19 protein-coding genes and 7 pseudogenes are annotated in these 15,548 nt (G+C 65.2%); 7 read left to right on the top strand and 19 right to left on the bottom strand.

Annotated elements, in window-relative coordinates; genetic code table 11:
• Nucleotides 1-56 precede the first annotated feature (56 nt).
• The 5 genes from GNX96_RS49675 to GNX96_RS07190 form a co-directional block, all read right to left on the bottom strand.
• A complete protein-coding gene (locus tag GNX96_RS49675) occupies nucleotides 57-356 on the bottom strand; it encodes an NADH-ubiquinone oxidoreductase-F iron-sulfur binding region domain-containing protein (protein ID WP_279579649.1) in 300 nt (99 codons plus the stop codon).
• A complete protein-coding gene (locus GNX96_RS49670) occupies nucleotides 281-994 on the bottom strand; it encodes a hypothetical protein (protein WP_279579737.1) in 714 nt (237 codons plus the stop codon). Before GNX96_RS49670 ends, GNX96_RS49675 begins: the two co-directional genes overlap by 76 nt.
• Nucleotides 879-1,643 (bottom strand): formate dehydrogenase beta subunit, encoded by a 765-nt coding sequence (locus GNX96_RS49665; RefSeq protein WP_279579648.1) that lies wholly within the window; start codon nucleotides 1,641-1,643, stop codon nucleotides 879-881. The genes GNX96_RS49670 and GNX96_RS49665 overlap by 116 nt, the downstream gene beginning before the upstream one ends.
• On the bottom strand, nucleotides 1,640-2,128 hold the full coding sequence (locus tag GNX96_RS07195; protein WP_279579647.1) for a formate dehydrogenase subunit gamma: 489 nt from the start codon (nucleotides 2,126-2,128) through the stop codon (nucleotides 1,640-1,642). Before GNX96_RS07195 ends, GNX96_RS49665 begins: the two co-directional genes overlap by 4 nt.
• Before the next feature lie 106 nt (nucleotides 2,129-2,234).
• A complete protein-coding gene (locus GNX96_RS07190; RefSeq protein WP_279579646.1) occupies nucleotides 2,235-2,489 on the bottom strand; it encodes a DUF6457 domain-containing protein in 255 nt (84 codons plus the stop codon).
• A 92-nt stretch (nucleotides 2,490-2,581) separates the two neighbouring features.
• Here GNX96_RS07190 and fdhD point away from each other — a divergent pair, with 92 nt between their 5' ends.
• A complete protein-coding gene (fdhD, locus tag GNX96_RS07185; RefSeq protein WP_163567472.1) occupies nucleotides 2,582-3,424 on the top strand; it encodes a formate dehydrogenase accessory sulfurtransferase FdhD in 843 nt (280 codons plus the stop codon).
• On the opposite strand, the gene GNX96_RS49660 is transcribed toward fdhD, so the two are convergent.
• The 4 genes and pseudogenes from GNX96_RS49660 to GNX96_RS07175 all read right to left on the bottom strand — a co-directional run bounded on the left by GNX96_RS49660 (nucleotide 3,410) and on the right by GNX96_RS07175 (nucleotide 5,171).
• On the bottom strand, nucleotides 3,410-3,742 hold the full coding sequence (locus tag GNX96_RS49660) for a hypothetical protein (protein WP_279579645.1): 333 nt from the start codon (nucleotides 3,740-3,742) through the stop codon (nucleotides 3,410-3,412). The two genes, fdhD and GNX96_RS49660, sit on opposite strands and share 15 nt — an antisense overlap.
• Before the next feature lie 4 nt (nucleotides 3,743-3,746).
• On the bottom strand, nucleotides 3,747-4,031 hold the full coding sequence (locus tag GNX96_RS49655) for a Gfo/Idh/MocA family protein (RefSeq protein WP_279579644.1): 285 nt from the start codon (nucleotides 4,029-4,031) through the stop codon (nucleotides 3,747-3,749).
• Between the two features lie 157 nt (nucleotides 4,032-4,188).
• Nucleotides 4,189-4,470: pseudogene (locus GNX96_RS62775) on the bottom strand (Gfo/Idh/MocA family protein); the annotation flags it as partial.
• Nucleotides 4,471-4,472: 2 nt separating this feature from the next.
• On the bottom strand, nucleotides 4,473-5,171 hold the full coding sequence (locus GNX96_RS07175) for a ThuA domain-containing protein (RefSeq protein WP_163567471.1): 699 nt from the start codon (nucleotides 5,169-5,171) through the stop codon (nucleotides 4,473-4,475).
• A gap of 125 nt (nucleotides 5,172-5,296) precedes the next feature.
• Here GNX96_RS07175 and GNX96_RS07170 point away from each other — a divergent pair, with 125 nt between their 5' ends.
• Nucleotides 5,297-5,749, top strand: a complete 453-nt coding sequence (locus GNX96_RS07170) for a hypothetical protein (protein ID WP_279579642.1) — start codon at nucleotides 5,297-5,299, stop codon at nucleotides 5,747-5,749.
• 18 nt (nucleotides 5,750-5,767) lie between these two features.
• On the opposite strand, the gene GNX96_RS49645 is transcribed toward GNX96_RS07170, so the two are convergent.
• The 6 genes and pseudogenes from GNX96_RS49645 to GNX96_RS49635 all read right to left on the bottom strand — a co-directional run bounded on the left by GNX96_RS49645 (nucleotide 5,768) and on the right by GNX96_RS49635 (nucleotide 10,490).
• The gene (locus tag GNX96_RS49645) at nucleotides 5,768-6,076 is read right to left on the bottom strand and encodes an NAD-glutamate dehydrogenase domain-containing protein (protein WP_279579641.1); all 309 of its coding nucleotides are present in this window, start codon (nucleotides 6,074-6,076) and stop codon (nucleotides 5,768-5,770) included.
• An 89-nt stretch (nucleotides 6,077-6,165) separates the two neighbouring features.
• A pseudogene (locus GNX96_RS07165) lies at nucleotides 6,166-8,402 on the bottom strand (NAD-glutamate dehydrogenase domain-containing protein); the annotation flags it as partial.
• Between the two features lie 165 nt (nucleotides 8,403-8,567).
• Nucleotides 8,568-9,161: pseudogene (locus GNX96_RS62770) on the bottom strand (NAD-glutamate dehydrogenase); the annotation flags it as partial.
• 53 nt (nucleotides 9,162-9,214) lie between these two features.
• Nucleotides 9,215-9,637: pseudogene (locus tag GNX96_RS62765) on the bottom strand (hypothetical protein); the annotation flags it as partial.
• Nucleotides 9,565-9,816 (bottom strand): annotated as a pseudogene (locus GNX96_RS62760) (hypothetical protein); the annotation flags it as partial. The pseudogenes GNX96_RS62760 and GNX96_RS62765, both read right to left, overlap by 73 nt.
• Nucleotides 9,817-9,875: 59 nt before the next feature.
• The gene (locus GNX96_RS49635; protein WP_390623948.1) at nucleotides 9,876-10,490 is read right to left on the bottom strand and encodes a hypothetical protein; all 615 of its coding nucleotides are present in this window, start codon (nucleotides 10,488-10,490) and stop codon (nucleotides 9,876-9,878) included.
• Between GNX96_RS49635 and GNX96_RS49630 the strand changes: the two genes are divergently transcribed.
• The 4 genes and pseudogenes from GNX96_RS49630 to GNX96_RS07150 form a co-directional block, all read left to right on the top strand.
• Nucleotides 10,416-10,718 (top strand): hypothetical protein, encoded by a 303-nt coding sequence (locus GNX96_RS49630; protein ID WP_279579639.1) that lies wholly within the window; start codon nucleotides 10,416-10,418, stop codon nucleotides 10,716-10,718. The genes GNX96_RS49635 and GNX96_RS49630 overlap by 75 nt on opposite strands.
• A 149-nt stretch (nucleotides 10,719-10,867) precedes the next feature.
• Nucleotides 10,868-11,314 carry a hypothetical protein gene (locus GNX96_RS07160; RefSeq protein WP_163567470.1) on the top strand — a complete coding sequence of 149 codons (447 nt, stop codon included), beginning with the start codon at nucleotides 10,868-10,870 and terminating at the stop codon, nucleotides 11,312-11,314.
• Nucleotides 11,311-11,466, top strand: a pseudogene (locus tag GNX96_RS62755) (helix-turn-helix domain-containing protein); the annotation flags it as partial. The gene GNX96_RS07160 and the pseudogene GNX96_RS62755, both read left to right, overlap by 4 nt.
• A gap of 79 nt (nucleotides 11,467-11,545) precedes the next feature.
• Nucleotides 11,546-11,968, top strand: a pseudogene (locus GNX96_RS07150) (TetR/AcrR family transcriptional regulator C-terminal domain-containing protein); the annotation flags it as partial.
• 5 nt (nucleotides 11,969-11,973) lie between these two features.
• On the opposite strand, the gene GNX96_RS07145 reads toward GNX96_RS07150, so the two are convergent.
• Together GNX96_RS07145 and GNX96_RS07140 are read right to left on the bottom strand one after the other, a co-directional pair.
• Nucleotides 11,974-12,531, bottom strand: coding sequence for a hypothetical protein (locus tag GNX96_RS07145; protein WP_163567468.1), 558 nt, complete (start codon nucleotides 12,529-12,531; stop codon nucleotides 11,974-11,976).
• Nucleotides 12,455-12,913 carry a hypothetical protein gene (locus GNX96_RS07140; RefSeq protein WP_163567467.1) on the bottom strand — a complete coding sequence of 153 codons (459 nt, stop codon included), beginning with the start codon at nucleotides 12,911-12,913 and terminating at the stop codon, nucleotides 12,455-12,457. Before GNX96_RS07140 ends, GNX96_RS07145 begins: the two co-directional genes overlap by 77 nt.
• A 342-nt stretch (nucleotides 12,914-13,255) precedes the next feature.
• On the opposite strand from GNX96_RS07140, the gene GNX96_RS07135 reads away from it, so the two are divergent.
• Nucleotides 13,256-14,113: a C1 family peptidase gene (locus GNX96_RS07135; protein WP_163567466.1), complete on the top strand. Its 858-nt coding sequence runs from the start codon at nucleotides 13,256-13,258 to the stop codon at nucleotides 14,111-14,113.
• On the opposite strand, the gene GNX96_RS07130 is transcribed toward GNX96_RS07135, so the two are convergent.
• Together GNX96_RS07130 and GNX96_RS49625 are read right to left on the bottom strand one after the other, a co-directional pair.
• Complete coding sequence (locus GNX96_RS07130; RefSeq protein WP_279579736.1) at nucleotides 14,110-14,925, bottom strand: carboxylesterase family protein; 816 nt, start codon at nucleotides 14,923-14,925, stop codon at nucleotides 14,110-14,112. The two genes, GNX96_RS07135 and GNX96_RS07130, sit on opposite strands and share 4 nt — an antisense overlap.
• Nucleotides 14,870-15,547, bottom strand: a complete 678-nt coding sequence (locus GNX96_RS49625; RefSeq protein ID WP_390623942.1) for a carboxylesterase family protein — start codon at nucleotides 15,545-15,547, stop codon at nucleotides 14,870-14,872. The genes GNX96_RS07130 and GNX96_RS49625 overlap by 56 nt, the downstream gene beginning before the upstream one ends.
• Nucleotide 15,548: the final 1 nt, after the last annotated feature.

The raw sequence follows: 15,548 nt of genomic DNA, 5'->3' as shown, positions 1-15,548 counted from the left end.
GACGATCTGCTCCGAGTCAGCTGCCGGCGTGCCGTAGTCCGGTTCCTTGATCAGCGTCATCGTCCTGCCTCCGTCGCCAAACTTTCGGTGGCATCCAGAATCGAGAAGTTCTCGGTCGGCAACTTCTGGAAATCCTCGGGGAAGTGTTTCATCGCACTGCGCACCGGCATGGGTGTCAGGCCACCCATCGCACACAGCGAACCGTCGGTCATCAAATCGCAGAGATCGTCCAGGACCACCAGATTCTGGGATCTGTTGTGGCCGGCGATGATTTTGTCGATCACCTCGACACCGCGGACCGAGCCGATCCGGCACGGCGTGCATTTGCCGCACGATTCCTCGGCGCAGAACTCCATCGCGAACCGGGCTGATGTGCCATGTCAACGGTGTCGTCGAAGACGACAATCCCGCCGTGGCCCACCATCGCGCCGGCGGCGGCGAAAGATTCGTAATCCATCGGCAGATCGAACTGCTCGGCCGGCAGGTACGCACCGAGAGGCCCACCGACCTGGACGGCCCGCACCGGCCGCCCGGAACGCGAGCCGCCGCCGTACCGCTGGACGAGATCGCCCAAGGTAATGCCAAAGGCGGTCTCGACGATGCCGCCACGGGCGATGTTCCCGGCCAGCTGGAAAACCTGAGTTCCGCGCGAGCGCCCGATGCCGTATTCGGCGAACGCTTTCGGTCCGTCAGCCAGAATCATCGGAACCGTGCCCAACGAGAGCACGTTGTTGACTACGGTCGGCTTGCCGAAAAGCCCGTGCAGCGCCGGAATGGGTGGCTTCGCGCGAATCATGCCGCGCTTGCCCTCCAAACTTTCCAGCATCGAGGTCTCTTCGCCGCAGATGTACGCTCCGGCGCCGACTCTGACGACCAGCTCAAAGGAAAAATCTGCCCCGAGCACGCGCGCGCCCAGCCAGCCGTGCGCGTACGCGATATCGATCGCCTGTCGCAGGGTCGCGACCGCGTCCGGATACTCGGACCGTACGTAGATGTAGCCCTCGGTCGCGCCGACCGCATATGCGGCGATGGTCATGCCCCTCGATGAGAGTGAAGGGATCGCCTTCCATCAGCATGCGGTCCGCGAAGGTGCCGCTGTCGCCCTCGTCCGCGTTGCAGCACACGAACTTGAGCTCGGACTTGGCACCCAGCACGGTCTTCCACTTGATGCCAGTGGGAAAGCCAGCGCCGCCGCGGCCGCGCAGGCCGGACTCGGTCACCTCGGTGACGACTTGTTCCTGGCTCAGCTCCAGCGCCCGGCGCAGGCCCACCATTCCGCCGTGCCACTCATAGTCCTCAGTGGACAGTGGGTCGACGACCCCGACGCGGGCGAAGGTCACCCGGGTCTGACTCGCCAGCCACTCCTGTTCGTCGACCGGTCCGACCCTGAGCGGATGCTCGGCACCGTCCAGGAAACCCGCCTCGAAAAGGCCTTCGACGTCGTCCAAAGCCACCGGGCCATAGCCGATCCGGCCAGCCGAAGTGACCACTTCGACCAGTGGCTCCAGCCAGAGCATGCCGCGAGATCCGTTGCGTACCAACCGAACCCGCGGGTCCTGTTCGATCGCAGCGGCGACCTCGTCGGCGCCGACCGACTTCGCGGCGGAGTCCCGGGGCACGTACACGGTCACCTGATCGCTCATCGGTCCACCTCCAACAGCGCGGCCAGCCGGCTCGGATCGACCCGGCCGTGCAGCCGGTCACCGACCTGCACCGCCGGCCCGAGAGCGCAGTTTCCGAAACAGAAAGTCTGCTCGAGGGTCACCCGGCCATCCACCGTGGTTTCGCCAAAACCGACGCCCAGCCGGGATTTCGCCGCCTCGGCAAGGCGTTCGGCGCCGACCGATTGGCACGCCTCGGCGCGGCAGATGCGTACGGTCGTGGCGCCCGCCGGTTCTTTCCTGAAATCCCGGTAAAAAGTCACCACTCCGTGCACGTCGGCGCGGGACAGATTCAGTTCTTTGGCGAGGATCGGGATGACGGCCGAATCCACGCATCCGAGTTCACGCTGAATCGTGTGCAAGATCGGCATCAGGGCACCCCGCTCGGCACGGTGGGCGTCAATCGCGCCACGCACCGTGTCCTGCCACGCCTGCTCATGCGACACGGCCAAGATGGTGCTCCCCACGGACGACTCGAGTGACTCGTCCATCGTCCTTCGAGACTGGCGCGCGGTCAAAACGTTGCTCTCTATCAGGTGATAGAGAGCGTCTATCACAGCAGCTCAGAGGGCATTATTTATGATTGGATTCTGTCTGCAATCCGTTGCCCTCGGCCCAGCCGGCGGCCATCGCGGTCACCGTGACGGCCGCCTCGGACAACGACATCCCCCGCCCGACCGCTACTCCGACCAGAAACGTGGTCAACGGCGCCGCCGGCCGCGCCACCCCATGAGCGACATCTTTGGCGATATCGAGCACAACCGTCTGGTCCAGGGCAGCTGAATCGAGACCGAATTCCGCTACCACCTGTTTTGTCCACTCTTCCAACGTATTCACGACGGATCCGCCTCTCATTCGCGCAAATCGCCCCTCCGTGCTTACTGTAGGTGGGATTCCATCGAAGGACAGGCAGGTGTGCGATGGGGCGCGTGACGACACGGCGGCGAGTGATCCGGGTGGTCGACGGCCGGCCAACCGCCCGGCCGGACACTCTGGTGGCCGAAGAGCCGCTGGAAATCCGGGTAGACGGCAAGTCGCTGTCGGTCACCATGCGAACGCCAGTCGACGATTTCGACCTGGCGGCCGGATTCCTGGTCAGCGAGGGCGTGATTAGCCGCGCAGACCAGCTATCGGCTATCCGCTACTGCGCCGGCGCGACCGCGGATGGCCAAAACACGTACAACGTCCTCGACGCGACGCTCGCCGACGGTGTGCCCGGCCCGGACCCTTCACTGGAGCGAAACTTCTACACCACGTCCTCATGTGGGCTGTGCGGAAAGGCCAGCCTGGACGCGGTTCGTACGAGCGCGGCCTGGACAGTCGAAGCCGATTCGTTACGCGTGTCGGCCGAAACCATTGTCGGATTACCGGACAGCCTGCGGGCCGCTCAGAAGGTTTTCGACCGGACCGGCGGCCTGCACGCGGCCGGCCTTTTCGACGCGGACGGCACTTTGCTGTGCCTGCGGGAAGATGTCGGCCGGCACAACGCCGTCGACAAGGTCGTCGGCTGGGCCGTACGGGACGGCCGACTTCCGTTGTCCGGCACCATTTTGATGGTCAGCGGCCGAGCTTCCTTCGAGCTGGTACAAAAAGCCACCATGGCCGGCATCCCGATGCTCGCCGCGGTGTCCGCCCCATCGTCGCTGGCCGTCGACCTGGCCGCCGAAATGGGCCTAACCCTGGTCGGATTCCTGCGGGGAAACTCGATGAATGTCTACGCCGGTGCGCATCGGGTCGCGCTGGCCGAATCACCCGTCGGTTAACGGCACTACCGCAGGCCGCTCGCAGGTGCTGGTCACGGTGGTCGCCTGTCCGGACTTTGCCGATGCGAGCAGGGATTCCATCACGTCGAGCACATGGTAGGCGAGCCGCCCGCTAGCTCGCGGTGGCGCACCGCCGGCCAACTCGGCCAACCCGTACCCGCGCCGCCCGGTGCGATAACCGGCCTTGGCCTCCACCACCTGCCATTGCGTTTCACCAAGGCCGCGCATCAAGACATCGCCGCCGAAGGTGTTTGGATCCGGTACGACCAAGGAGGCCTTGGTGCCGTGCACCTCGATGTTCGCCGATCTGGTCGCCACCGCGTCAAAAACTCATGACCAGCGTGGAAAGTACGCCGCAGGCATGCGTCAGCACGCCACTGACGTGAGTGTCGATCTCGACCGGGATGATCTCCCCGACGCGTGCGCCCGAGCCGATCGTCCGCTCCGACCGGCGGTGGCTGGCCGCGCCGATCACCGAAACAACGGGGCCCAGCAAGGTGATCAGCGAGCTGAGGTAATACGGCCCCATGTCCAGCAGCGGGCCTCCCCCGGCCACGTAATAGAAATCCGGGTTCGGGTGCCATCTTTCGTGGCCAGGAGTCACCATCGTGGCGGTCGCCGCGATCGGCGTCCCCGATCAGGCCGCCATCGATCACCCACCGGGCCGTCTGCGTCCCAGTGCCCAGAACGGTGTCTGGCGCACACCCGACCCGTACACCGGCCGCCTGCGCCGCGTCGAGCACCCCGGCTGCCTCGGCGGTGCTGGCCGCGAGCGGTTTTTCGCCGTAAACATCCTTTCCGGCCGCGATCGCCCGCAACGCCACCTCGGCGTGCGCGGCCGGAATGGTCAGGTTCAGCACGACCTCCACGTGAGCATCGGCGAGTAACTCGTCGACCGTGAGGGCTCGCACCTGCGGATAAGCATCGGCCACCGCTTTCGCTCGGGCCGGGTCCAGATCCGCGACCGCGATCAGCCGCAAGTTCGGCAGCCGGGCGATGGTGTCGAGATACTGCGCCGAAATCGCGCCGCAGCCGACGATTCCCACCTTCACCTGCTGGCCCACAACAGCCCCCTCCCAATAATCTTACGCACGCTCGGATGCTGGAGAATATCCATACTGTGTCCAGGTGTGGCAACGAAAACCCGGCCGGCGCCCCACTGCCGCGTCCAGACCGCCGGCGAGGTCACCTCGCGGCGCCACGGGTCCCACTCACGCATTTTCTGTGTCGTGGTCGCGAGAACGTCGATATAGTCATCGGAAAGCACCCAATACTGCTCGGTCACCAGCTCAAAGTCGCCGATGCCCTCGGTGATCGGATGTTGTTTCGCCGCCGGCAGCATGTTCACCTCGTACGGCACGAAATTATGGTCCGGCGTGCCGTCGGACTTCGGACTTTTGCCCGGATGGCAGGCGAACTGGCCGCCTATCAGGTGCAGATAGTCAGAAGAATTCCGGTACGAATCGGCAATGCCGCCATGCCACCCGGCCAGCCCGGTGCCGCCCTCGACGGCCGACCGCAAGCCAGCCAACTGCTCGCCGTCAATGGCGCCCATCGTGTAGCACTGCATCACCAGGTCGACGGTCGCCATGTAGTCGGCGTCCGCATACGGCTCAGGCGAGTCCGCTACCCGGATCTCGTACCCGTGCGTTTCGAGGAACGGAATGAAAAGATCGGTCGCGGCGACCGGCACATGTCCCTCCCAGCCACCCCGCACCACCAACGCCCGCCGTCGATCACTCGTCATCAGGCCACCCTATTTCAGTCACCACCCTGACTGAAGGCGCCCGCTCGACAACTTTAGTAGGTAGTGCCGTTCCGTGCGTTGCGCATATCGGACAAGCTGCCTTAGCCCGTGCCAGTATCCATCTCATGAACGCTAACGACACCGTCATCGCGCAGGGCAAATACATTGGCGCCACCAGCGACGAGCTGGCCGGCAAGGATGCCGCCGACAAGGTCGCGGCCGGCGTGAGCCAAAAAGCACTGTTCCGTCGCCGCGGCGAGATCACCCTTTACCGAGATCGTCTCGTACTCACCGAATGGGCCGAGTCCGGCGAGCTGGTGCTGCGCCCGGCCGACATCAGGTCCGTGGACGTACGGTTCCACCGAGCTCTATGGCCGTTTCATTGGTGGCCTACTCAATGCCGGCAAGCCGCTGATCCTGCAGACCGCCGCGGCCGGCGAGATGTATTTGCTGATCGACCGAAAAGAGTTCATGGAGACCACCGACGATCGCCGGTGGGCCACCCTCCTCACCGACTGGCAACGGTCCGCCTCAAGCACCGCCCAATAGCTGAATATGGCCCGCCACCAGGAAAGTAGCGGGCCATATTGCCGTTGTCAGCCCGAGGCGGAAGCCCGGATGACTGTACGGATCTGCCGTAACAACACCGAAAGCGTGGCGAGGTCACTGCCCAGCTCGTCCACGTCGGTCAGGCTGGCTTGTACGCGCTGCAGCGACGAACGGTTCGCGGTCAGCCACTCCTTCACCCGCTCCTGCGGCCCGAGCGTGTCCGATGTGGACTGCAGGACCTCGGCGGTGAATTCGGCCATCGCCGCGTAAAGGTCATAGCGCAGCGCCATCCGTGCCAGCGCCTTCCACCGGTCGTCCCGCTGCAGCGCGGAAATCCGGTCCAGCAGCGCTTCCATTTCGAACCGCTCGGCGAGCGCGCGAAATAGACCTCGGCGACCTCAGCCGGCGGCCGACCGGTGCGGTTGGCGACCTCGACCACGTCCAACAGCCCGAAGCCGTAGATGAGCCGTACGGACTGCCGGGAGATCTCGGTTGGTACGCCCTCAGCGCACAGCTGGGCGACCTCCGCCTCGATCGACTCCCGCTCGCGCGGCCCGCGCATCTGTTCCACCCGCGGCAAAAGCTCCGCCACCGCCGGCCGGAACCGGGCCACTTCGGCGCTCACGTCAATGGGCGGCCGGCGGCTCTGCAGCAGCCACCGGGTGGCCCGGTCGACCAGCCGCCGGCTGCTCAGGTAGAGCTTGGTCTGCGCCTCGGTAGGCACCTTGACGTCGAGTTTCTCCGCGTCCGCCCAGATCTGCCGAAGTCCGAAGACCTGCCGGACCACTTCGGCGGCGCGTACCACGTCGACCACGTCGGCGCCGGTTTCTTCCACCGCACGGAAAACGAAGGACGAGCCGCCGCGGTCGACGCAGTCATTGACGATCCGAGTGGTGATGATGTCCCGGCGTAGCGGATGCGACCGCATCCGGTCCGCATACGTCTTTCGCAGCGGAGTGGGGAAGTAGTCCACCAAGGTGGGCAGGCACCAGTCCTCGTCCGGCAGCGAGGACGCGGCGATATCCTGCTCCAGGCCAATTTTCACGTACGCCAGCAGCACCGACAATTCCGGTGACGTGAGCCCGCCGCCGGCCTGCGCCCGGGCCCGCAGTTCCTCAGCGGACGGCAGGAACTCCAGCGCCCGGTCGAGCCGGCCAGCGGTTTCCAGCGCCCGCAGCTGCCGCTCATGCACGGTGACCATCGGCACCGCACCCGATCGCGAGTTGCCCAGCGCGATGTTCTGCTCGTAGTTGTCGACCAGGACCAGCTTGCCCAGCTCGTCGGTCATCTCGGCGAGCAGGCTGTTGCGCTCCGGACCGGTCAGTTGGCCAGCCGAAACCGCGCCATCCAACAGAATCTTGATGTTCACCTCGCGGTCCGAGGTGTCCACGCCGGCCGAGTTGTCGATCGCGTCGGTGTTGATCCGGCCGCCGGCCAGCGCGTATTCGATCCGGCCGCGCTGGGTGAGCCCGAGGTTTCCGCCCTCCCCCACCACCTTGCACCGCAGGTCCCGGCCGTTGACCCGCAGCACGTCGTTGGCCTTGTCGCCGACCTCGGCATGAGTTTCGTTGCTGGCCTTGACGTACGTGCCGATGCCGCCATTCCAGAGCAGGTCGGCCGGTGCCATCAGGATCAGCCTGATCAGCTCGGTCGGCGGCAACTTGGTCACGGTCGGGTCGGCAATGCCCAGCGCGGCGGCCATTTCCGGCGTGATCCGGATGGATTTGGCCGTACGCGGGAAAATCCCGCCGCCGGCGGAGATCAGCGAATCGTCGTAGTCGGCCCACGACGACCGTGGCAGGTCGAAAAGCCGGCGCCGCTCGGCGTACGAGGAGGCCGCGTCTGGCGTGGGGTCGAAGAAAATGTGTCGGTGGTCGAAGGCGGCGACCAGCCGGATGTGTTCGGACAGCAGCATGCCGTTGCCGAACACGTCACCGGACATGTCACCGATGCCGACCACGGTGAACTCCTCGGTCTGGGTGTCGTGACCCAGCTCGCGGAAGTGCCGTTTCACCGACTCCCAGGCACCCCGCGAGGTGATGCCCATCTTCTTGTGGTCGTAGCCCTGGGATCCACCGGACGCGAACGCGTCGCCGAGCCAGAAACCGTATTCCGCCGAGATCGAGTTGGCCAGGTCGCTGAAGGTCGCGGTGCCCTTGTCCGCGGCGACCACCAGATAGCTGTCATCGTCGTCGTGGCGTACGACATCCTTGGGCGGCACGATCTCGGTGCTGCCGTCGGCCCGGATTTTCCTGTCATCGGTCAGATCCAGCAGGCCGGAGATGAACATCCGGTAGCAGGCCTTGCCTTCGGCGAGCAGCGCTTCCCGATCGCCGCCGGACGGCGGCTGCTTCAACACGAACCCCCCTTCGCGCCGACCGGTACGATCACCGAGTTCTTCACCATCTGGGCCTTCACCAGCCCGAGCACCTCGGTGCGAAAGTCGTCCCTGCGGTCGGACCAGCGCAGCCCACCGCGGGCAATCGCGCCGAACCGCAGGTGTACGCCTTCGAATCGGGGCGAGTAAACGAAAATCTCGTGCTTGGGCTTGGGTGCCGGCAGGTCCGGCACCGCGGCCGGGTCGATTTTCAGTGCCAGGTAAGGCTTCGCACGACCGTCCGCGGCCCGCTGGTAGTAGTTCGTACGGCGGGTGGCGAGAATGGTCGCGAGCAGGCTGCGCATGATCCGGTCGGCGTCCAGGCTGGCCACCGAATCCAGTTCCTTGGAAATCGCTCCGACCAGCTCCTCGCCGCGACTGGCCCGCTCGTCGTCGCTGATCCGCAGACCAGGATCGAAGCGCAGCAGGAAAAGCTCGACCAGCCGCCGGGCGATGACCGGGTTTTCCCCGAGTGTGGTGGAAATCAGCCGGTCGGAATAGACGGTGCCGACCTGCCGGGAATACTTCGCGTACGCCCGGAGCACCGAGACCTGCTGCCAGGTCAGTCCGGCGGAAAGCACCAGCGCGTTCAGACCGTCCACTTCGGACTCGCCGCGCCAGCAGGCGGAGAAGGCGTTCTGGACCGGGCCGCGGACCGCGTCGGCGTCCACCGAGGGGCACGGGCCGAGACCGAAGTCGTAGACCCAAGCGGTGTCCTCGGCGGTGTTGCGGCCGTCCCCGTCCAGCCGATGGAACCGGAAGGGCCGCTCGTCGAGCACGCGTACGCCCATGGAGTGCAGCACCGGCAGCACGTCCGACAGCGACATCGGGTCCAGCAGCCGGCGAACGGTGAACCGCAGCTCGCCGTTCTTGCGGTAAAGGTGGGTGCCGAGGTCGCCGGGCTCTTCCAGCATCTCCAGCCGGGACACGTCCTCGGCGGCCTGCAGGACAGTGTGTTCTTCCTTGTACGCCTCCGGGAAGGCGGCCCGTACCGGCGTACCAGCATCCGGGCCTGCTCCTCGCCGACCGACTCCTGCATCGCGGCCGCGAAGTCGTCGTCCCAGGATCGGGTCGCGGTGGCCAGCTCGGCCTGCAGCGCGACGGTGTCGATCTGGCCGGGCGGGTTGGCCGGGTCCGTACGCACCGTGAAGTGCACCCGCGCCTGCATGTCCTCCGTGACCCTGGTCGTGTAGTCCAGGCCGACGCCGTTGAGCGCGCGCGTCAGGATCTGCTGCATCCGCAGCCGGTTCTTCGTGGTGTAGCGGTCGCGCGGCATGTAGACCAGGCAGGAGATGAACCGGCCGTACGAGTCGCGGCGGACGAACAGCCGCAGCACCCGACGGCCGGCCATCCGTAGGACGGCCATTGCGATGTCGTAGATCTCGCTGGTCGGGGCCTGGAAGAACTCGTCTCGCGGGTACGTCTCTCGATGGAGATGAGGTCCTTGCCGGAGTGGCTGCGCTTGGAGAGCCCGGAGCGGGTCAGCACGTCGGCGACCTTGCGGCGGACCACCGGCAGCTTCTTGACGCTCTCCAGGTATGCCGCGGACGAGAACAGGCCAAGGAAGCGGCGCTCGCCGGACACCTCGCCGTCGGGGCCGAAGACCTTGATGCCGATGTAGTCCAAATACGCGTTGCGGTGCACGGTCGCGCGCGCGTTGGCCTTCGTGATGACCAGCAGCCGCTTCTCCCGGATCCGCTCCTGGGCGCCCGGCGGCATGGTCTTGAAAGACCGCACTTGGGTCTGGTCTTGGCGCAGAATCCCGAGGCCGGTGCCATTCAGGGCCGCCAGGAAGTCATCGCCGCTCTCGTCGGTGCCGAGCCGGTATTCGCGGTAGCCAAGAAACGTAAAATGCTCGTCCGCGAGCCATCGCAGCAGCTCACGGGCATCTTCCACGTCCTTCGACGGCACCGGCAACTCGCTCTCTGGACCAGCTCGCCGGCCAGCGCGATCGCCTTGTCCCGCATCCGCGACCAGTCCTCGACCGCTTCCCGTACGTCCGTCAGCACCCGCTGCAGGTCGTTCAGGATCCTGGTCAGCTCGGTCTCGTCCCGAGTCCGGTCGACCTCGACGTGCATCCACGATTCGACCAGCTCATCCGGACCAGCCTCGTCCGGGCCGGGCGCGGCCGGCACTTCGGCGAGCGCACCCAACACCTCACGGCGTACGACCAGCTGCGGGTGTACGACCAGGTGCACGTTCAGGTCGTGCCGGGACAGCTCCGCGGTCACCGAGTCGACCAGGAACGGCATGTCGTCGGTGACGATTTCCACCAACGTGTGGCCACCGGCCCAGCTGGCCTGCCCCGGATCGGGAGTATGGACGCGCAGCCGCACCTCGCCGGACACCCGCTGGGCGGCCAGCTCGCGGTGCGAGCGGACGGCAGCGAGCAGGTCTTCCGGAGCCCGGCCGACCAGATCCTCGGCGGCACCATTCCCCAGTACTGCCGGACCAACTCCGCGGTCCGAGAGTCCGGGGCCCGCTCGGCGGCGGCGTCGATCAGCGCGCCCACCGAACCGGGGTTGTCCAGATCGCCTTCGCTGTCAGCGCCGTCCAGCGGTGCGCTGGGGGCAGAGGTACGCATCGGTCCGCTCCTTAGTCGTCCCACGCCGTTGTGGTGACCACACAACCCTACTGACCATCCCGTCAAGACCTATGAGCCCTCTGCATCGGTTTCCCATCCCTTTCTTGCCCCTTCTGGACCTCTTGACATGCCTTACCGACAGACTTACCTTACAAAGTAAGGCGTACTAAGTAAGGGAGAGATTCGATGAACTGGACACTGGTCGCGGCCGTCCCGCCGCTGGTCATGCTCGCTTTTCTGATCGTCACCGAATGGGTGCCGATGTTCCCGTTCAATGACCTGGCCGCCCAGCCGGTCCGCCGACGGCTGTTCGCGGCCGCCATCAACTACCCGGTGATGGCGCTGCTGATCGCGGTGCTCTTCGCGGTCGACGTGACTGTGAGCACCTTGATCGCCACAGTGCTCTGTTTCACAGTGGTGGCCGGCAACATCAACTCGTGGTGGTTCCCGTATTTCACCGGCCGCGGCAACGCGGACATGCGGCGCAACTGGGAGCGCGAGTACGGCCGGACCCTGAAACTGCTGCCCACCGACGGCCACGTGGTCACCCCGGACGCACAGCATCTGGTCGTCACCGCGATCGCTTGGGCGATGCTGATCACCGGGGTGGGTGCTAGCGTCCACGTCTTGTGAGGCAGGGGCTGACGCGCGCCGCGATCGTGGCAGCGGCCATCGAGGTGATCGACACCGTCGGGCTGGAAAAACTCACCATGCGCCGGCTCGCCAGCCAGGTCGGGGTCGAGCCGATGTCGCTCTACCACCACTTTCCCAACAAGGCGAACCTGCTGGACGCGATCGTCGACAGCGCGGCCATCTCGTACGCGACCGCCGCGAAAGCCCACCTCGGAGCACCCCGCCGCCGGGACCTCCTGGCCGACGGGGTTGCAGGCGTTGGGCACCGCGATGCGGACCGCCCTGCTGACCCATCCGCGGCTGATCCCGTTGGTCTCCACCCGGCCGGCCAGCCCCGGCACCGCGGAAGAACTGGGCGAGGATCTGCTGGACGCGATGACCGGCGCCGGGTTTTCCCGGCGGGACGCCGAATACGCCCTCCAGTCGATCGTCGTCTACGTTATCGGCCACGTACTGGCCGAAGCCGGCCAGACCCCCGGCGCCGCCGACGTACCGAACCGCTCCGCCGACCAGACCTACTACGACGACTGGTTCACCCTCGGCCTGACCGCGCTCATCGAGGGCCTGTCCGTACGAAAAAAAACCCTCCTCCGCGAGCCTGACTTTTTCGTTGTCAACACGCCGATGTTGACGACGAAAACGTCAAGTTCGTGAAGGAATCAGGTCCACTCCCAGCACATTCCGTAGATGCCGGCACTCAAATCCGTGAACGCCACGTGCGCGACCAGCTCCGGACTTATCCAGACCTCACGCAGATCCGTACGCTCATCGGACGGTTTCGGGCGACGGAAAGACAAGCATCGAGCCGGCACCGCCTCCGGGCTGAACTCGACCTCCAGCAAATACTGCATGGTGTCGTGCCGGAAAATCCGGTCGAAGTAGTCGTCGCGCGTACCGGTTTCCAGGAAATACTCGTAAATCGTGGTGTCACCGCGGCCGAGCACCCGGTCGAAGACGATCTCGATCGCGACATAGCCGGCCGCCGCATTGGTGCGTACGCGGCCAATCCGGCAGTGCCGGGTGTCGACCATGCTGACCAGCCGGCCCTGCGGATCCCCCGAATGCAGGAAATAGTTTCGACTGACCCTGTCCACGGTCGCCTGCACCACCAGCCGCGACGAATGCCCGGACAATGTCCGGTCAGCGTTGACCCGTACCCGATCGTGGCTGGTCAACAGCTTTACCTGCTGCACGTCCGGCACTCCGAGCTCGGCCATCAGGCGCTCGGCCGCCTCGGAATTGTCGAAAAACTCGCCGACCCGGGTCGGCGGCGGTTCGGCGTTGATCCACCGCCCGCGCGCGCCGCGGCTGCCCGAGCAACCCGGTCAGGCTCTCCGGCGGCAACCGGAGCAGCTTTTCCAGCACTCGTACGCCTTGCAGCGATCCGGCCCGCTCCGGCTGGCTTCGACCGTGTTTCCAGTAACTCAAAGTCGTGATGCTGACACTCACGCCATTGTCCGCCAACCGCTGCTGCAGTCGTTGCAGACTAAGACCACTGGCCTGCACGGCCAGCGTCAACGCACGATGGAACGGGCCCCGCTCCAACGCCTCGGACAACTCCGCGGGCAGCACCGCATCCTGACCCAGTGTCACGGGCATCGCACCCTCATCCACGTCACGAGCTCCCCACCTGCGAACCCCTAAACCGGTCAACACTTGATATTCAGTTGAATTCACATAACTGCTGATTGGTTCCGCTAGGCCGCAAAAAAACAGCGTATGGTCCGGATGTTCCCCAGTCACGGCATATAAGCCGGACTTAAGGAAATCTCGTACGTCCGGCACACATTTCCCAGCACCCTGGAACAGTTCGGTCACGTCACGTAACTAAAAAAACGTTCTATAAGTGCGCGGTTTTCCGGTTCAGGCCACACAGAACGGCAGATATACCCCAAATCGCCCCGCGCTGTCGCCGGCAGCGCATCACCGAAAGGACGCCCGATGCGTTCGTACGCCCTGCGCACCATCGCCGTCGTCGGCACCGCCGCGTGCCTGAGCCTTGGCTCAGCCACCGTCGCGGCCGCCGCCCCCGCGCCGAACCAGAGCGCACGCCACGGCTTGGGTCTGCGGCTCGACCAGCCCGCAGCGCCCAGCCGGCACACCGGTTTGCCAGTCCTGCCAAGCAAATCGGCGTCGGTGCCGACCAGCTACAGCCTCAGTCAGTACGCCATCTCACCCGGCGACCAAGGCCAGGTTGGCTCCTGCGTGGCCTGGTCAACGATGCACAGCGGCTACGGAATCCTGATGAACGAACAGGGAATCTCGGGCTCGCCGATGGCACCGATGTATATCTACGCGCAAATCGCGCAAGGCGATGACGAGGGTACAAACGGTAATGTCGCGCTGGACCTGGCCGACTCCCAGGGCGTGGACACCGCGTCCGATTACTGGCAGGGCGATTTCGACTACACAACGCAACCCGACTCCAACGAGCGCGCGAATGCCATTCACTACAAGCTTTCCGGCTACAACACGCTGTCCACCGGCTCGGGCCTGAAGTCCGCCGTCCAGCAGTCGATCTCGCAGGGCATGCCGGTATCGGTCGGCCTGCCGGTGCACAACAGCTTCATGGACCTGGACGCGCAGAGCGCCTCTGACTACAGCTACATGCCTGGCCAGAATGACCCGGTCGCCGGTGGCCACGAGATGGCGGTCATCGCGTACAACAGCCAGGGCGTCACGCTGGAAAACTCGTGGGGCACCAACTGGGGCAACAGCGGCTACGTCAACGTTTCCTGGACCTTCCTCACCAGGTACGTCGATGAGGCCTACGCCCTGGGCAAGATCACCCAGTCCTAACACTCAGCCCTCCGCGAACTTGACGCTTTCGTCTCAACACGCCCGGTGTTGACAAACGAAAACGTCAAGTTCGCGGAGACTTTTAGGTGTTGAGGTCGACAGCGGGGAAGGTGTAAACCGTTCCAGAGGGCGCGTTCGGTGTCGCGTGGGGCGTTGACGACGGTTGGTGAGTAGTTCCAGATCATCGTGGCGCGGGTGGAGGTCCGGTACGTGGGCCACCGGTCACCTGGATTTCCGGTACGAGCAAAGGTTGTCCAGGCGGTGACCATTTGCTTCGACAGGGCGGCGATCCGGGTGCGGTCGCTCTGCAGGGCCTCGGCGCCGCCGGGAATGCCGGTGAATCGCAGGGTTCCAAAAACAAAGGGCAACTCGGCGGTGTGAATGGCGCCAAGGCTCTTGGCATTGTTCGGCGCCCAGTCGAACTGGTAGACGTACGAGCGAGCGAAGCGGCTCTGGGCAGCGGCGAGGCGGGTCGCTGGTACGCGCATTGCCTGGTCGTTGATCATCGCGAGCACGATGTCGCCTTCACTGGCTCCCGGCCGGGCGCCCTGGTAGGCAGCCACCATCGCGGCTCGCTGCTTCGCAAGTACGGTGGGGAAAACCACGCTGTACTGCGGTTGGGTGATGCTCAGCACCCGCGGGTCGAACTGAGCGAAATAGCGGAACTCGTCGCGGTTGCTGCCGACGATCAGGTCGATACCGCGGGCATTTCCCTGCGAGACGCGGTCGATCGTCGGCGCTTTGACCAGTGTCCCGTCAACGTACGCACCGAAATACGTGGCCCGGCCGATCGCACCGGCCGAGGCTTCCAGCGCTTTTTCCTGCAGCCCAAGCAGCTGGACGGTGCTGAGCGCCCGCAGCTGACCGATGCTCTTGATCCCGGTTGTCGCGAAGAAGGAAGCGGTGTTCTTCTTTCTTTTCCAGCGAGGCCGACCGATCCAGATAACCGGTGCCGCTTTCCAGGATCGCCCGGTGGAAAAGTCGCTGCGGGTGGTCGGTGGCGAGCATGGCGCTCAGCGAGAAAGCGCCTTCGGACTCGCCGACCGCGGTCACGTTCCCCGGGTCTCCACCGAAATCGGCGACATGCTGGCGGATCCAGGTGAGCGCGGCGATCTGGTCGCGCAAGCCGTTGTTGCCCGAGCCGCGGTATTTCGGGTCCAGGCCACCGAGTTCGGTCCAACCGAGCACCCCGAGCCGGTAGTTCAGCGTGACCACGATCGCGTCACCGGTGGTGGCCAGCGTGCTGCCGTCATAGCGGGCTTCGTTGGCATTGCCGAAAATCGCTGCGCCGCCGTGAATGTACACGATAACGGGCCGGTGCGTACGGCCGCTTTTCGGTGCCCAGACGTTGAGATAGAGGCAGTCCTCGTTCGTGAAGACCTTCTGGTTGGACGGGTAATCCTCCGAAGACGGGTCGGCGCATATTGCGGGCACA

Source organism: Fodinicola feengrottensis (assembly GCF_010993775.1).
GTDB lineage: Bacteria > Actinomycetota > Actinomycetes > Mycobacteriales > HKI-0501 > Fodinicola > Fodinicola feengrottensis.
The sequence above is the reverse complement of the archived record's forward strand: the minus strand, read 5'-3'. Positions and strand labels throughout refer to the sequence as shown.

Coding starts and splice junctions, on each gene's coding strand:
- GNX96_RS49675 (WP_279579649.1), bottom strand. CDS start 356: ATGGAGTTCTGCGCCGAGGAATCGTGCGGCAAATGCACGCCGTGCCGG.
- GNX96_RS49665 (WP_279579648.1), bottom strand. CDS start 1,643: ATGAGCGATCAGGTGACCGTGTACGTGCCCCGGGACTCCGCCGCGAAG.
- fdhD (WP_163567472.1), top strand. CDS start 2,582: ATGGGGCGCGTGACGACACGGCGGCGAGTGATCCGGGTGGTCGACGGC.
- GNX96_RS49655 (WP_279579644.1), bottom strand. CDS start 4,031: ATGGTGACTCCTGGCCACGAAAGATGGCACCCGAACCCGGATTTCTAT.
- GNX96_RS07175 (WP_163567471.1), bottom strand. CDS start 5,171: ATGACGAGTGATCGACGGCGGGCGTTGGTGGTGCGGGGTGGCTGGGAG.
- GNX96_RS07170 (WP_279579642.1), top strand. CDS start 5,297: ATGAACGCTAACGACACCGTCATCGCGCAGGGCAAATACATTGGCGCC.
- GNX96_RS49645 (WP_279579641.1), bottom strand. CDS start 6,076: ATGGAAGCGCTGCTGGACCGGATTTCCGCGCTGCAGCGGGACGACCGG.
- GNX96_RS49630 (WP_279579639.1), top strand. CDS start 10,416: ATGGACGCGCAGCCGCACCTCGCCGGACACCCGCTGGGCGGCCAGCTC.
- GNX96_RS07160 (WP_163567470.1), top strand. CDS start 10,868: ATGAACTGGACACTGGTCGCGGCCGTCCCGCCGCTGGTCATGCTCGCT.
- GNX96_RS07145 (WP_163567468.1), bottom strand. CDS start 12,531: ATGGCCGAGCTCGGAGTGCCGGACGTGCAGCAGGTAAAGCTGTTGACC.
- GNX96_RS07140 (WP_163567467.1), bottom strand. CDS start 12,913: ATGCCCGTGACACTGGGTCAGGATGCGGTGCTGCCCGCGGAGTTGTCC.
- GNX96_RS07135 (WP_163567466.1), top strand. CDS start 13,256: ATGCGTTCGTACGCCCTGCGCACCATCGCCGTCGTCGGCACCGCCGCG.